17 protein-coding genes are annotated in these 15,086 nt (G+C 41.2%); 11 read left to right on the top strand and 6 right to left on the bottom strand.

Features of this window, described 5'->3' with window-relative positions; genetic code table 11:
• The first annotated feature begins 113 nt into the window (after positions 1-113).
• The 4 genes from V7S75_RS08980 to V7S75_RS08965 all read left to right on the top strand — a co-directional run bounded on the left by V7S75_RS08980 (position 114) and on the right by V7S75_RS08965 (position 2,435).
• Positions 114-1,187: a tetratricopeptide repeat protein gene (locus V7S75_RS08980; protein WP_459513227.1), complete on the top strand. Its 1,074-nt coding sequence runs from the start codon at positions 114-116 to the stop codon at positions 1,185-1,187.
• 82 nt (positions 1,188-1,269) lie between these two features.
• The gene (locus V7S75_RS08975) at positions 1,270-1,449 is read left to right on the top strand and encodes a hypothetical protein (protein ID WP_459513225.1); all 180 of its coding nucleotides are present in this window, start codon (positions 1,270-1,272) and stop codon (positions 1,447-1,449) included.
• The gene (locus tag V7S75_RS08970) at positions 1,449-2,066 is read left to right on the top strand and encodes a hypothetical protein (protein ID WP_459513224.1); all 618 of its coding nucleotides are present in this window, start codon (positions 1,449-1,451) and stop codon (positions 2,064-2,066) included. Before V7S75_RS08975 ends, V7S75_RS08970 begins: the two co-directional genes overlap by 1 nt.
• Before the next feature lie 63 nt (positions 2,067-2,129).
• Positions 2,130-2,435: an STAS-like domain-containing protein gene (locus V7S75_RS08965; protein ID WP_459513222.1), complete on the top strand. Its 306-nt coding sequence runs from the start codon at positions 2,130-2,132 to the stop codon at positions 2,433-2,435.
• 141 nt (positions 2,436-2,576) lie between these two features.
• Here V7S75_RS08965 and V7S75_RS08960 read toward each other — a convergent pair whose 3' ends face one another.
• Positions 2,577-2,999, bottom strand: a complete 423-nt coding sequence (locus tag V7S75_RS08960; RefSeq protein WP_459513221.1) for a helix-turn-helix transcriptional regulator — start codon at positions 2,997-2,999, stop codon at positions 2,577-2,579.
• Between the two features lie 300 nt (positions 3,000-3,299).
• Here V7S75_RS08960 and V7S75_RS08955 point away from each other — a divergent pair, with 300 nt between their 5' ends.
• From V7S75_RS08955 to V7S75_RS08940, 4 genes are all read left to right on the top strand, one after another.
• Positions 3,300-3,479 carry a hypothetical protein gene (locus V7S75_RS08955; protein ID WP_459513219.1) on the top strand — a complete coding sequence of 60 codons (180 nt, stop codon included), beginning with the start codon at positions 3,300-3,302 and terminating at the stop codon, positions 3,477-3,479.
• Between the two features lie 178 nt (positions 3,480-3,657).
• Positions 3,658-3,987, top strand: a complete 330-nt coding sequence (locus V7S75_RS08950) for a hypothetical protein (RefSeq protein WP_459513217.1) — start codon at positions 3,658-3,660, stop codon at positions 3,985-3,987.
• Positions 3,988-3,996: 9 nt separating this feature from the next.
• A complete protein-coding gene (locus tag V7S75_RS08945) occupies positions 3,997-4,917 on the top strand; it encodes a metallophosphoesterase (RefSeq protein WP_459513215.1) in 921 nt (306 codons plus the stop codon).
• 2 nt (positions 4,918-4,919) lie between these two features.
• The gene (locus tag V7S75_RS08940) at positions 4,920-5,315 is read left to right on the top strand and encodes a hypothetical protein (RefSeq protein WP_459513213.1); all 396 of its coding nucleotides are present in this window, start codon (positions 4,920-4,922) and stop codon (positions 5,313-5,315) included.
• Here V7S75_RS08940 and V7S75_RS08935 read toward each other — a convergent pair.
• Positions 5,312-5,587 (bottom strand): hypothetical protein, encoded by a 276-nt coding sequence (locus V7S75_RS08935; protein ID WP_459513212.1) that lies wholly within the window; start codon positions 5,585-5,587, stop codon positions 5,312-5,314. The two genes, V7S75_RS08940 and V7S75_RS08935, sit on opposite strands and share 4 nt — an antisense overlap.
• Positions 5,588-5,604: 17 nt before the next feature.
• Here V7S75_RS08935 and V7S75_RS08930 point away from each other — a divergent pair, with 17 nt between their 5' ends.
• Positions 5,605-6,066 carry a DUF1810 domain-containing protein gene (locus tag V7S75_RS08930; protein WP_459513211.1) on the top strand — a complete coding sequence of 154 codons (462 nt, stop codon included), beginning with the start codon at positions 5,605-5,607 and terminating at the stop codon, positions 6,064-6,066.
• A gap of 276 nt (positions 6,067-6,342) precedes the next feature.
• Here V7S75_RS08930 and V7S75_RS08925 read toward each other — a convergent pair whose 3' ends face one another.
• On the bottom strand, positions 6,343-8,064 hold the full coding sequence (locus V7S75_RS08925) for an InlB B-repeat-containing protein (RefSeq protein WP_459513209.1): 1,722 nt from the start codon (positions 8,062-8,064) through the stop codon (positions 6,343-6,345).
• Between the two features lie 201 nt (positions 8,065-8,265).
• Positions 8,266-9,156 (bottom strand): hypothetical protein, encoded by an 891-nt coding sequence (locus V7S75_RS08920; protein WP_459513207.1) that lies wholly within the window; start codon positions 9,154-9,156, stop codon positions 8,266-8,268.
• A gap of 121 nt (positions 9,157-9,277) precedes the next feature.
• On the opposite strand from V7S75_RS08920, the gene V7S75_RS08915 reads away from it, so the two are divergent.
• Positions 9,278-9,808, top strand: coding sequence for an ion channel (locus V7S75_RS08915; RefSeq protein WP_459513205.1), 531 nt, complete (start codon positions 9,278-9,280; stop codon positions 9,806-9,808).
• A gap of 3 nt (positions 9,809-9,811) precedes the next feature.
• Here the strand turns inward: V7S75_RS08915 and V7S75_RS08910 are convergent, their stop codons facing one another.
• A complete protein-coding gene (locus V7S75_RS08910) occupies positions 9,812-11,932 on the bottom strand; it encodes a T9SS type A sorting domain-containing protein (RefSeq protein ID WP_459513203.1) in 2,121 nt (706 codons plus the stop codon).
• Between the two features lie 156 nt (positions 11,933-12,088).
• Here V7S75_RS08910 and V7S75_RS08905 point away from each other — a divergent pair, with 156 nt between their 5' ends.
• Positions 12,089-12,559: a hypothetical protein gene (locus V7S75_RS08905; RefSeq protein ID WP_459513202.1), complete on the top strand. Its 471-nt coding sequence runs from the start codon at positions 12,089-12,091 to the stop codon at positions 12,557-12,559.
• 180 nt (positions 12,560-12,739) lie between these two features.
• Here V7S75_RS08905 and V7S75_RS08900 read toward each other — a convergent pair whose 3' ends face one another.
• The gene (locus V7S75_RS08900; RefSeq protein WP_459513200.1) at positions 12,740-14,926 is read right to left on the bottom strand and encodes a B12-binding domain-containing radical SAM protein; all 2,187 of its coding nucleotides are present in this window, start codon (positions 14,924-14,926) and stop codon (positions 12,740-12,742) included.
• Between the last annotated feature and the right edge of the window lie 160 nt (positions 14,927-15,086).

Raw genomic sequence — 15,086 nt, 5'->3', positions numbered from 1 at the left:
TCCCAGGAGGTTTGCCAAAGAAAAAATGGGTATGAATTTTGTCACTGAAATTTCCTTCACCGTTTTTGGCCTATTGTGTAATTCGCTTTCTTGCAGCTAATTACCGTAGGGATATGCAAAAAATCATTTGGGTTATATGTTTGTTGGCCTGTCTGGGCTGTCGGGAATCGACGCTGGAATGGGGGCAGAATTTATTGAAAGCCAAAAATTATGAGAAAGCGCGGGAGGCGTTTTCGTTGTCGATTCAGGAGGATGAGACGCATTGGGAGGCGTATTACGGTCGGGCGCAATGTGAGACCGCCATGAATTTGTCGGCGGAAGCCTTAGCCGATTATGAAAAGGCCTATATCATGCATCCTACAGCGGAGACTTGTACCGGATTGGGGAAAGGGTATTGGGATGAGCGGAATTTGGAAAAGGCCAAATCCTATTTGAACCGGGCCATCGGGATGGATGCAGATTACGCAGATGCCTATCTGAATCTGGGATTGATTTATGCGAAAGAGGAGGAGTTTCCTAAGGCCTTGCCCTATTTGCTACATGCGAAAGGACTGTATAAGCAAATGCCTGAAGAGCTGACGATGGCTTTGATGTTGGTTTATTTTGAGACGGGAAATGATCCCGCTTGTTTAGAAATCATTCGCTCCTATAAAACGTCGGATACGGTGCGTGCTGACGCTTATGAATACCAGGGGCGAATATATCAGCGTAAAAAGCAGTACAAGCAGGCGCTGAAGGAGTTCAATGCGGCGGTGGATATTGATTCCACGAATGTGTATGCGAAGGTGTTGGTGGCGGAGGTATATGCCCAACAAGCGCAGTATGAGGCAGAGATTAAGGAACGGACTCGGATCATTCGGCAAGTGGAGGATCAGAAAGCTGATGCGGAAATGATAGGCTTGTCTTATTATTTTCGAGGTATGGCCAAAGATAATGCAGGGGATTTTCGAGGGGCATTGCGGGATTTGGATCATAGCATAGCCCTGTCGGACGGTCGGGCCTGGGCCTATTTTTGTCGGACGGTGGCGAAGATCCACCTGCGGGATTTTTCGGGGGCACTTCAGGATTACCAGCGGGCAGTTCGCTTAGAACCGGATGTGGCTTTTGATGATTATTTGACGGAGGATCCTTCGAGTTATTCGACGTTTATTGCTTATGCTGGGAAGCATGGGAAGCAGATTGATTAGTTCTAATTGCGCATAATTTACCCTGTTTTCGAATAAGCAGTTGTTGGTATTCTGCGTAAGTTTGGGTATTAAATCAAAGGGCATGGACTATAATAGAAAACAAGTTGAGTTACATTTGGAATTGGCTAAAAAATTGATGGCTGAGAAAAGGTCGAAAGCTGAAATTTTAGCGGATTTTGTGGGTGCTGGTATATTGGATATCCATGGTGAGTTCACCGAACCTTACAAGGAATTACGGAAATTGAAGCGGACAAAAGTGTAATGTATCATTTTAGACCTAATCTGCACATTGGATTTCATGGCTGTGATGAATCTGTCCGCAATGCGCTCGTATCATCTCCCAATGATGTTGAAATCTCTAAAAAGCCTTATGATTGGCTTGGAAATGGATTTTATGTTTGGGAAAACAATTTTTTGAGAGCCAAACGATGGGCCGATGAAAAAGTTAAACGAAGTGAAATAATCAAATCCTCTGTAGTCGGAGTTGTTTATACCTTATCAAATTGTTTGGACTTTTCGGATAGTACTTTCATAGATGCGATTAGCAATTATTATTTTCTGATGAAGCGAGACTTTGACGAGATGGGAATTGCAATGCCATCAAATGAGCATGGCAAATTGGATACCTATCAAGATTTTTTGGTCCGAAAATTAGATTGTTCTGTTATTGAATATTATCAATATAAGCTTGAAGCGCGAATTCGCTTTCAATTGACAGGTTTGGGATATTCGGAAATTAACTCCTTTGATACCGTTCGAGGAATATTTACGGAAGGTGGTCCAGCATTTCCAGGTGCAGGAATTCAGAAAAAGAATCACATTCAGGTTTGTATTAGGAATCTGGATATGATAAAGGGTTTCTTTATTCCGAAAGTCTAGTAATTTTATTCAAAGGAATTTTAATAATAGTATAGGCGATAATCGGATTTTTGATAATATTTAATGTGTACGATCATTCAATTTAGTCATTCGGGAGATTCCTTAGGAACAAGATTTTTGGGCAAGGCTTTGCGTCTCACTTTTGAAAACTCTATTCATGAGGGAGAAAATGTCGTTTTTGATTTTTCAGATGTAAAGACTATTTCACATTCTTTCGCAGATGAGTGTTTCGGGAAGTTGTTATTGCGGTGGGATCTTGCAGAACTTAAATCAAAAACAACATTTAAGAACGCGAATGAGCAAGTAAAAAAGATGATTGCATTTACATTGGTCAGAAAGATTGTCCAAAAGCGAGCAGGTTTAATGTAAATCCCAATAACAATTTTGATCTTGATAGTCATGCTATATTCGATTCTATCATTTAAACTTTTTGAAATCTAATCGTGCAATAAATAATGTACATAAACTTGTCTTGTTTTAGTACATTATGTCTACTACATAAAACGATTTTTAGGGGTTTAGCTTGTAAGCTTCTACAGATTTTTGTTTTAATACTTCTTTGATTATGGCAGCGCCATAGAATTGTTTGATCTCTTTTATCTCAAGCGCATTGCCTCGTTCCATGATGCGTCGAATAACCGCATATTTTTGTTTATCCCAGTCGATTTGACTGATATCCGTATCCCAAAAAACTGATTTTCTGATTAAGGAAAGATTAGGAGTAATCGGCTTGATCTTTGATTTCTCTGTGTGAATATCAAAATAGGTTTGCAGTAATGCCAAAGTACCTTCTTCCAAACCGAGTTTTTCCTCGATTTTCAGTGCGATCGTGGTAGGTAAATTTCGCTTGGCTTTCGTGATCGCGTTGATTGTTTGCGGATGCTCCCCAATGGACAGCGCGAAAGGACGCTGAGCGAGTCCTCTTTTTTTCAATTCCCGTGCTAAAATTATCCCAGGATGGATGCCCCTAAATTTTGTTAGGTAAGTGTTCATGGCATAAATGTAAACAAAATTGTTTACATGTTATTTCATGGAAAGTAATATGCATTTTCATAGGAACATTTCAAAAGCCTTATGATAGGTATTTTGCAGGTCTAAATGGATCTGCTGAATCCAATAGTTCGTAAATTCCGAACAGTTCAAATGGAGGATTCAACAATGCAATAATTTACCTAATTATCGAATAAACAGCTGTCGGTATTCGGCGTAAGTTTGGGTAATAAATCAAGCGAGATGGACCACAATCGAAAACAAGTTGAGTTGCATTTGGAATTGGCTAAAAAATTGATGGCTGAGAAAAGATCAAAAGCTGAGATTTTAGCTGATTTTGTACGAGCAGGGATAATGGATGCTGAGGGTGAGTTTACTGAGCCATACAAAGAATTACGCCAACTGAAAAGAGTTAAGGTTTAATGTAAAGTTTTCGTCACAACCAACAAGTCGGATTTCACGATTGTATTGAATCTGTTTAGGATTTTTCTTTCCAAATGTCTAGTTGTTTTTGTCACTGAAATCCCGACAAATAGAGTCGGAGCTTTTCTGAATTTCCCAGAATTTTGTAAATTGATGTATACGGTAAAATTCAAACAATATGAATCCGAGCATCGAACTATTGACTATCAAGCGTGCGGATGTGCGTGTCTACATGAACCTCGGATTCGAGGGCGAAGATCTAAAATTTGACGGGCATGATTTGGGAACAACGGTGGATGAACACTGGGGTAGTTCCGAATATGAATATACGGCAACCGTGCTCGCCAAAGATTTGGCAACGCTCTATGCCTTGCATGGCATTACGCCAGGCGATAAGGAGGAATTGCTTCAGGCTTTGGCCCCTATGTTTTCGAATAATTCAGGTTATACCCTGTTCAAGAAATATTTAACGAAGGAGGGAATCCCCTTTGATACATTTACTTATTAAGAATTATTTATGGTTGATTTGATTGGAGATATTCATGGCCATGCCGACAAGCTCGAGGAGATTTTGGCAATCATGGGCTATGTGAAAGAAGCGGGTGTGTACCAACATCCCGCAAAACGGAAATTGGTTTTCTTGGGTGATTACATTGATCGGGGTCCTAAAATTCGGGAAACCCTGCAAATCGTCAAGTCGATGTGTGATGCGGGCCACGCGCTCGCAATCATGGGAAACCATGAATTCAATGCCATTTGCTTTCATACCAAAGACAAGGTGAAGGGAGGGTTTTATCGGAAGCATACGGTCGTTGAAATTGACCAACATATCGAAACTCTTCGGCAGTTTCGGAATTATACACAGGAATGGGAACAGGTGTATTTGCCCTGGTTTCATACGCTGCCGCTCTACTTAGAACAGGATGATTTTCGTGCCGTGCATGCTTGTTGGGATGATGCGCATATCAACTGGCTTGAAACCAATTCCATTTACGAAGAAATTCAAGGCCAAAAACGCATTTCCGAAAAGGTTTTGGCTCAATATGCTGCCAAAGAATCTCCTGTCTACGAGGTCTTGGAAGAGTTATTGAAAGGCAAGGAATTTGATTTGCCTGTAGGGCAGGAGTTTGTCGATAAAGATGGAACGACACGTAAAAGTGCGCGGATCAAATGGTTCCAACCTGTTGAAGACCGAAAATTACATAAGGACGTCTTCTTGGGAATCGGGGAGGAGTTTGGCGATTTGGTATTAGACGAATCGATACATGATGCTTTACATAGATATGATGCAGAAAAATCGGTGTTTTTTGGTCATTATTGGTTGAAGGGCAAACCCACGGACGCATTAGCCAAATCCATTTGTTTGGATTACAGTGTGGCCAAAGATGGGCATCTTGTAGCGTACCGACTAGATGCACAGGAATTTGTTATTGTATAAGTATGTGTGAAATCACCGACCAAATCAAGTTTTGCACCTGCACCCAAGGGCATTATTCCAAACTCCCACATTATTGGTTGTATTACCGCGTGGGGGAGATGAAGGAGGAGCTTTGTATGGGGGATGCAAGGACCCCATTTGAATATTTTGTTTCTGATTTTAAGGCAAACGAAATTAAATTGGCCAATCGTTTAAATGAATCCGACGCCTTCGATATATCCATCAAACCAAAGGCTGGGGATCGAATGGAAATCGTGATTAATAATTTGAAATCCTTTGATGAACGGGTCGTCTACAGTTTTCGCTTTAAAAAACGGAAATGGACGATTGATGAATTTGACCCATTTGAGTCATTGAATCACCACATTGAAAAACTCGCCAAAGGCCCCATCTGCTAAGGGAATAAATTGAGACCAATAATCAAGTTGAGAATCAAAGCTGTTATTGTCAAATAAAACATCGCATTGCAAACGAACTTCGTAAGACGGTATTCGATACTCACCTCGGCTTTATAAAGGTTCATAAATGGCAAAGGGAAGAATAAGATACTTTGCCAGGTTTTAGCCTTTCCCATCGCCTGATCCAAATAGACATGTAAGCAGACTTTCACGCAAAAAGTTAATACGATGATAATACCTGAGGCGGTATGTAGCTGGTGGAGGTTTAACATGTTTGATTTTGTTACCTTTGGCAATCCTTGGAGGTTTGCCAAAGGTAGCGCGTTTCGAGCAAAATTTTGAACAGGTAATTGATAAAATTGACATGGATTCCTACAACCTCAACCGCTTTATTCTTGCACAAGAAAATACCTACGATCAAGCCCTCTGTGAGATTAAAGCGGGTCGCAAAATGAGCCATTGGATGTGGTTCGTTTTTCCGCAGATGAAGGGTTTGGGGACTTCGTATAATTCAATGTTTTATGGAATCAGTGGGAGGGAAGAGGCGGAGGCTTATTTGGCACATCCCTTGTTGGGTCCCCGACTGATTGAAATTTCGAAGGCTTTGTTGGTGCATACTGATAAATCCATCGAGCAAATCTTAGGTCATACAGATTCCCTCAAATTGAAATCCTGCATGGAGTTGTTTGGAAGCATTCCAAATGTAGATCCTGTTTTTGCTCAGGTTATGCGGGTCTTTTATCAAGCATAAAAAAACCAGGAATCTATTGATAGCCTGGTTTCTTGTCTTTCTTTTCTAATTTCTTCTCCTTGGGAGTCTTCGCGGGTTCCTTCTTCTCCGCCTTCTTGGAATTCATGCCTTTTGCCATGTTGTTGGGGTTTAGGCTCACAAGAACGGGAAATTATTTGGATTTCCCCCCACTTACCTTTGGCAAACCTGGTTGGAGGATTGCCAAAGGTACGGGGCATAGCGTTGATTGAATGAATCCGACCTTATATTCGCTTTCAGTTTTTTGATAAAAATGACCTAACGTTTTTTGGTATACACATCGACCACCCTTGACCTTATCGGGGTGTAATTTTGGATATATAGAAATTTTACGCGACCGGTTTTGTCATTGCTAGCTAGCGGAATAAAAACATCATTTAGGCTTGTGTCAATCTCCCAAGTTGGGTTTTCAAACGTGTTGTCTCCTTTATTGAGCCAAACGCGTTGATTCAAATTATCTCCCGTATTGGTGATGAAAAATACGTCATCCCAACCGTCGAAATTTAGATCCATAATAAGGTAATCACGGGTTCCATTCGATTTGTATGTCGATTGTACTTGGCTGATCTCATCCAGTTTTGTCATATCAGCATCGCTGCTGCGGAAGATTTTTTGGACCCCTTGACCTCCCTCGACGAAATAGAAGATATTTTTGATTTTGGGATTTTTAGGATTTGGCAGGGCAAATAATTTGTAGCAACCATAGCTTTGGCCAAAGGGTAATAATCCAGAAATTCGCGTGCTCGTATAGGCACCCTGCGTCAAATTGATTTTTAATACATAGGTCCTTGGACTCGAACCTCGATCTATATAAGGTGCCGAAATGATGTCTGTGATCCCATCACTGTCAATATCGGTTACTAAAACAGCTCCAGTATCATTGTTGGGGGTTAGAATTCGATCTTTCTTCAATCCGCCTGAATTCTTGAAATAGTACATTTCTTCTGGGCCAAAAAACTGCAAAACTAAATCATTGTCGCCATCTCCGTCTAAATCGCCAACGCCGGCATTATGATGAAATCGTTTGGTATCGGATAAGTCGGCCGTTGTGCTGTAATTGAATTTTCCATCCGAAGTACCCAAAAACAGGTGGTTGACAAAACCTGGGAAAAGGCCATTAACCATCAAGGATTGTGTCTCTTTGCCATGGTCAACTTCAAACAAATCTTTGATGCCATCACCATTAAGGTCTTCATAAAAGAACGGACTTTTTGGGAATCCTACTTCTTTATAACCGCCGAGGAATGAACTTGTGTTTTCTGTGAGTTGACCGCTGGTTGTGTCAATTTCAAAGGATCTGAAAAAATCATAAGTCGTGCCATATAGGTCGGCACTTGCAGAAACGAGGTATGCCTTTTTATTCATTTTCAACAGCTTTAAAGATTCTTGATGAAGCGAATTAAAGGTCATCGTTTTGGTAAACGTGGTCGCATTGAATGCCGTGTATTTTGTGCTGTAGTCGGGCGGAATAACCTTCACAACAAAACTCGCAGTTAAAGCCAAAGGTTTCGTGATGGTTGTCGTGATAATGGAATCTTTGCTCGTGATATCGCCTTTCCATTCACTGAAGATGGAACCAGCGCCAGCCTTGGCGGAGAGTTTAACGCTGGTCCCTGATGGGTATTGAGATTGCGAAGCAACAGAAATAATTTCTTCTTTAACGGTTCCGTTTCCTTCGATGGTGAGCGTTAACGGGTATTGTCTTTTTTCAAAAACACCTGTAACATCCTTGTCGGAATCCATTGTCAGCATCGTAGGATTGTTCGTTCCAGAAACGCCCCCCTGCCATTGTTTAAAGGTATACTCACCGGATGGCGTGGCGATTAAATTTACCTGAGATCCTTTTTCGAAAGAGTTCGATGTTGGGGAAATCGAACCTCCATTGGCTGGCGATGCGGTAACTGTTAGTTTTTGTTGGAGTGTTTCTTTAGTACAAGAAACTAAAAGAGCAAAGCTGAACAGTATGAATATTCGTTTCATCGTTTTGATGGGATGTATTTCAATAATCAAATCTATAAAACGTGATTGTTGAACTCAATTTTTAATGTGTTAGTTGGTAAATATCAGATTATTTCAGGCGATTATCAAATACCTGATTTTTAAAAGGGATTTAAATGGCCTTAATCCACTAGCTTTGGCAAACCTGAGGAGGATTGCCAAAGCTTAAAGAGGGGTAAGAGATTAGAAACGCAGGTTATAGGCCAAATAGGGTATAGCTGTTTGTGCCCCGGTAGGTGTCAGAAATCCCGCATCAAACGCCGATTTTCTGCCTAGGATCCGAACACCCGCCGAAAAGATTCCCTCGTAATTGGATACCCGATTGACGAATTGGCCTGTTCCATCATCGTAATTAACTGAGGTTACATTGAATAGCCAATTCTCCGACATCAACATTACGCGGTTTGATATACGTGTCATCCCAGAAAGCGTCAGCATCGGTTTGTTGGCAAATTTCCAAGTATAATCCGAACTCCCCAATCCCGTATTTTCCTTCACAGCCCCCAGTCCCAAATTCACCGTTAGATTATGCTCATGCGTTCCATAGGTCATCGAACCATACAAAGCCCCCACGCCAAAATTCAAATCACGAATCAAAGATGTCGCAAAAAGCACACCTCCGCCCAGATGTAATTTAGGCGCTACTTGATAGCCAATTTTCGGTGTTAAAAATAGCGCAAAGGGAATGAGTACACCGCCTCCCACAGAAAGGTGATCGTTCAAGCCTATTTGGATGGAATTCAATAAAAAGTATGCGTTTTGGTAATATTTATCCCCTTTCTTTAGCGGAATCGCCGAAGGCCCAAAGAAATAGCGATTCGGGTGCGGATTGGCCCAGCGACCTCCTTGACCAGGGATTTCATTGGGATTTAAGCGAATAACGGCCTGCACGCTTTCCCAGGGAATGGTCAGTAGGCCTGTGTCAGGTATCTCAATACTGATGCTCTTGTCGTTTTGATGCTGCAATTTGCCTTCCACCGGAGCACCTTGTTTTAGTTCGATGCGAACGTAAGTTGAATCTTGCGCCGACATCTGAAAACTAACTAACAGAAAGAATATGAGTAAACTGCGCATATTGCTTGGGTTTAGGAAAGAAAGATACACAAAATTTGGAATCCCAAAGTGGCCATTTACATCCTCCATTTGAGGATTCTTGCCTAAATTACATTAATTTTCAAAGCACATCTGTCATTCTATGAAATACCGCGACCTCATTTGGAAATATTTAATCATCATCAGCTTGGGGCTGATTGTGTTTTTTATCGACGACCAAGAATTTTTTGACTACAAAATTACATTAGGTCTAATTTGTGCCTTATCGCTCGCCAAATCCATTTATTTTGTGTCCGTCAGTTATCGAAAAATCATCGAAGCGAGCGTTCGAGAAATTGCTTACCATGCCTTCATGGCTTTCATGTTGCTCAACATTTCGATGATTGTTTTTTCTTTTGCTGTCGATTTTTCCTGTCTATATCAGGTGAATCCCAAAAGTTTTGTGGGTATCGAACCGCATTTGAATTTTTGGGAAACCCAGTTTGAATTTGTCTATTTCTCCATCCTGAATTTTTCTTTTTTTGGTTATGGCCAAATCATGCCCACCACTATCGCCGCCAAAATCATCATCATTTTTGAAGTGATTATTTCGTTTTTGACGATCGTATTTATCCTGTCGGATTTCATTAGCCTAAAAGAATCCATCACGGAAAGGTTAAAGAAGTCTGATTGAGATTTACTCTTGTTTGGTGATTTTAATCGTTTTGTTCTGCGTCTGATCTAGACTCTCTATACGCAAAAAGTAATTTCCCGCGGGAAGAAAACTCAAATTGAGTTCTTGTTGACGTATTATTGCTAATTTCTGTATATAAAATTTGCCTGATATATCAGTAAGCGAAATCTGCGCTTTTTCACCAAAACTCTTCGGGATATCCAACTGAATTAGGTTTATAAATGGATTTGGAGATACGCCGATATTTTCGGGTTCCCAAGCCTTTGCCGCGGTAATTAAGCCATATTCACCCTTGGATACATCCGAACTACAGCCATTTGAACCTGTAACTTGTACGGTGTAAATACCATTGTTGCTTGACTTGATGCTACTATTTGTTTCGTTGGCCAATTTTACACCATCCAAAAACCATTGATTTCCGCTCGTGCTTGATGAATTCAAATTATTTCCATTCCGCGTTATGCTAGGGGTGGGTATAGCAGCGAATTTGGTGATCGTCAACGTATCCGTTTGTGAGGTGCATCCATTTACATCAGTTTTGCTAATGACTAATTTACCTGAATCCGAATAGGTCTTCGTGCTGACATTGGATGAATCTATCTGTTTTCCGAAATACCATTTATAGGCATCTCCACTTGTCGTATTCGTGATATTGAGTTTCAGTGTTTCATTAGCACAAAAACTTAATTTGGTCGTGTTTAAAATGGGTTTAGTTGCCTTACTGCAATTCACGCTTTTGTAATAATAACTTTCAAAAACATTGTTGACGTTGAAAATAAATACATCATTAATTCCATCCTCATTGAAATCCTCAACCCAAGTCCAATATGGAATATTTAGCGGTTTTACAGAATTTGGCGTGATAGTCATCTTGGTGTTTACATATTTGCCATTCGTATAGTAGTAATAATAGTTGAAGTAGTTTTGGGATTTATCTAAATTCCATTCACTTGAAACGATATCTGATTTGCCATCACCCGTGAGGTCCTTGATATAGCCCTGTATACGAAACCCATTTTCATTAAGGTCCGGTGTCCAATATTTTGTAGTCGCTAGTTGGTTATTTTCAATGATGTTGAAACCCATTAATTCGGATTTATTCCCAAATGGAGAAATCATGATTAATTCATTGATGCCATCGCCATTTAAATCTTCATATTTGTAGGATTCGTTGGCCTGAATAGATCCCAAAGAGATTGTACCATCGGGTAATTTGTATTGGGGATGTTGAAAGGAATTGATTATAGTTATTGAACTGTCTTTCAGATTAATTTCTGCAATATCTATTTTAGCTTTGGTTAAATCAGGCGTAAAACTGTCGTGTGAAACGGCCATTCGTAATTTGGCATTTTCTATTTTACCAAAAGTGAAAAATTTAATTAGTTGGGAGGAATATTTCTGTTTCAATAGTTGATTGATGTTATCATGTGACCGATCAAATTGCTTCGTTTTTAGATTGTAAGTGTATACAATAAATTTTTCTTGAGGCATGGAAATGATTTCATCTCTTCCATCACCATTGATATCATAAACTTCGCAATTCTCTGAGATCATGTTTATTGTATCTAAATTCACTCGATCGAAACTTTTTCCATTATTGAAAAAGACATGGCTTGGACTGCCATCAGGAACATCTTTTGAAGTAAATAAATCCAAGGGTTTTTTTGCCTGGTCTCCATGGTAATTTTCATTGACATGGGCGTAATCGACTAATCCATCGCCATTAAAATCGCCAAATTTTCCACTCCAAGGGCGCCCTCTACCGTTGATGATGTAATTGGTATCTAATTCAAATACATCATTACCTTTGTTAATAAAAATTCCTTTGTAATATGCGTAGGCAGAATCATATTGTGCCTGAGGGCGGAAATATTCTAGTCCTAATTCGATACAAATATCCTTTTTCCCATCTTTGTTAAAGTCGTAAAATTGTTTGGATTGATTTGTTCCAATTTTGGTGCCAAGAGCCTCATTATATGGGTTGTAATTGCCTACATGCCGTTTAATCCAATCGGCCATATTGGGTGGAAATTTCAATAAGGAGGATTTGATTTCCATTTTTACCTGTCCGTGCGATACGAATGTGATTAATAAAAGCAGGCAAATTCGAAAGATGTTTTTCATGCGATAACATTATTGTCTTACCAAATTAATGGATCTACAGTTAAATTCTTTGTCTTATTTATTTAACGGCTTTTGAATTTAGGTTGGCCGTTAAATAAGTATGTCTTTGCATTTCCTTTTGCTTTCATTATAATTGAGCATCAAAGTTATTCTTACATGAAAAACCTCATACTCATCGCGTTAGCGCTATTTATGCTTTCGTGCAGCAAATCAGCAGATCCAGCTCCCACACCCGTTGCTCCTACCCCAACAGCATCTGAATTAGTCAAAAAAGTGTGGTCGGCAGGTGTGGTCCAATGGGACGGAACTACACAGTTTGATAAATCTTCATCTGCCAATTTAGTGTCGGGTTATAGCCAATTTCGATTGGATTTAACAAGTAGCACTGCGGCAAGTCTGACGGAATTCGACGGCAAGAAATTTACAGGAACATATACTTTGTCAAGTGATGCGAAGAAGTTGACATTAGCTGGATTAACAAGTTCAGAGGGTGCACCTTCGGGAACGAATGGTGTCTTAGAGTTTACCGTTTTGTCTACGCCATCCGCAACGAGTTTGTCCATCGAAACAACGGGGACTTACATCAAAGCCAGCAGCAAAAAAGTCAAGCTTAACCTAGTTCTATAAATATAAATCTACTCTTAATATCGAGAAGGCCACGTTTGTGGCCTTTTTTTATCCCTTACCTTTTGGCTAACCCACCCCTTACCTTTGGCAAACCTGGTTGGAGGATTGCCAAAGGTACGGCGGGCGGCGCGGTTGACCTTCGGCAAAACTGATTAATAAATCTATTTCCTGATAATTTCATTAAACCACCAACAAGCCTAGCTCCCGCAATTCTTCCCCGATTTCCCCTTGCCAAAATTGCATAAAATCACCGAGTCCCGCTTGGCTAAATGCCTTTTGGAATTCCTCAAAGTTCCAAGTTTTCGATGGACCTAAGGAGACAGAAGCCAGGACTTCCACGAGCCAACTAGCTAGTTTCTCCGGTACGAGCAATTCCACTTCTTCCCGACCCATGCTCAGGTGAAACGCGTATTTACCGCGCGTAATTTGGCCTAACGTAGGGATGGGGCCGAGCCAACAAATTTTGGCATTTGCCTTCGGTATTTTATCGTCCTGTTGCGTTAAGATGCGCGCGATGTAATTTTTGAAAATCTGTGTCCGCGGAATTTTGAACTCAAACCACTCTTGCAAAGGCATGTCTAAACCAATGCCATGCATGTAATTAAACAAGGATTTCTTCAGCCCCTCACTGAATTGTGCGTGGTCCGTACCCTTTGGATCCGCATGTTCCAAATCATTGTTGGCAAAGCTTCCCGGTTCCGGATTCAATATTTTTATGTGATAAGCATCCGGATTTAAGCCCACCGGACTATGCGCTGTCAATGCAAATTGATGCCAAAAACCGGAGTGCATCACCCCATTTTCGACGAGTTGGCGTACAACCTCCAACGAATCCACCGTCTCCTGCGCAGTCTGCGTAGGAAATCCATACATCAAATAGGCATGGACCAAAATGCCCGCCTGCGTAAAATGATCCGCGACTTGGGCCACTTGGGCCACCGTAACTCCTTTATCAATTAAGGCCAATAAACGATCCGATGCCACTTCCAATCCGCCCGAAACGGCAATGCAGCCGGAGCGCACCAATAATTGGCATAAATCCTTCGTGAAACTTTTCTCAAATCGAATATTTGTCCACCAAACCACCGTCAAATCCCTGCGGATAATTTCCAGTGCCACATCGCGCATCAAGGCTGGCGGCGCGGCTTCATCTACAAAATGGAAGCCATTGTTTCCAGTTTGGGCAATCATCGCCTCCATGCGGTCGACCAGCATAGGTGCCGTCGTGGATTCGTAGTTTTTGATGTAGTCCAAAGAAATGTCGCAGAAGGTACATTTGCCCCAATAACAACCATGGGCTAATGTCAACTTATTCCATCGGCCATCACTCCAGAGGCGATGCATGGGATTGGCGATTTCAATGACCGATAAATAGGAATCCAGCGGTAAATCCGAATAATCCGGAACGCCCACGTCCTTCTGTTTGACGTCTGAATCTTTGGAGCCATTTAAGTACGTAACCGTTCCGTCGATGCAACAAAATGTGCGTTTCAAATCGCTTAATTTCCGTTCCCCTCGTAAATGCTCCAGCAAATTCATCAGGGGTGTTTCTCCGTCATCCAAGGTGATGAAATCGACGAATTCAAATACGCGCGGGTCTTGCAAAGAACGCAATTCCGTATTGGCATATCCACCACCGAAGGCGACTTTGATCTGCGGATGGTGTTTTTTGATCCATTGCCCGCATCGCAAAGCACTGTATAAATTGCCCGGGAATGGAGCTGTGATAGCCACCAAATCGGGCTTTTCGGTTTGAATTTTTTGTGACAAGATGCCAACCAACAACTCATCGATGTAGGTCAAAGGTGCTTCTAATGCCTGATTTAATTCATGAAAACTCGAAGCGGATCTACCGAGCCGCTCCGCGTAGCGACTGAACCCAAAATGGGGATCAACGGCATCAATGATTAAATCCGAAATATCTTCTAAATAGAGGGTAGCCAAATGTCGGGCTTTATCGCGCACGCCCATACTACCAAAGGCCCATTCCAAATCCGTTACTTGCTGAAAACGGGACGCTTCCGGCAGGTAATTTTGTTCGGCAATGACATGCGCCATGGTAGGGTTTTTATCATGCAAAAATGAAATAACAGGGTCAATGGTGCGAACGTAGGACTGTTGCAGTCGGAGCATGCGTTGCCCGTTTTCATTCAATTTTTTGCCGGATGCTTCAATGTGAGCGAACAATCGTTGGAGTCCTCCTTTCGAAAACAGTTGGAGTATGACTTCCAAACCTAAGTCGGCCTGATATGACCCTATCCCCTTGGTGTTCAGAAATCCCTTCAAATAAGCCGTCGCTGGGTAGGGCGTATTTAATTGGGTAAACGGCGGGGTAATGAAAAATACCTTGGGAATCTTTATGTTCATCGACGTCAAAAGTACTCCAAAAGCTTTTAAAACAAAAACACTTAACCTTTGGCAATCCTCCTCAGGTTTGCCAAAGGTAGTTCGCTGAACTTTGCTTTCGATTAAACCAACTGATAAAAATTATCAACAAGCTGATTTTTTTGACCTTAGTATTTTCCCC

It is taken from the genome of Aquirufa sp. TARAVU-A1A, assembly GCF_054558675.1.
This window is presented reverse-complemented; position numbering and strand designations above follow the sequence as displayed.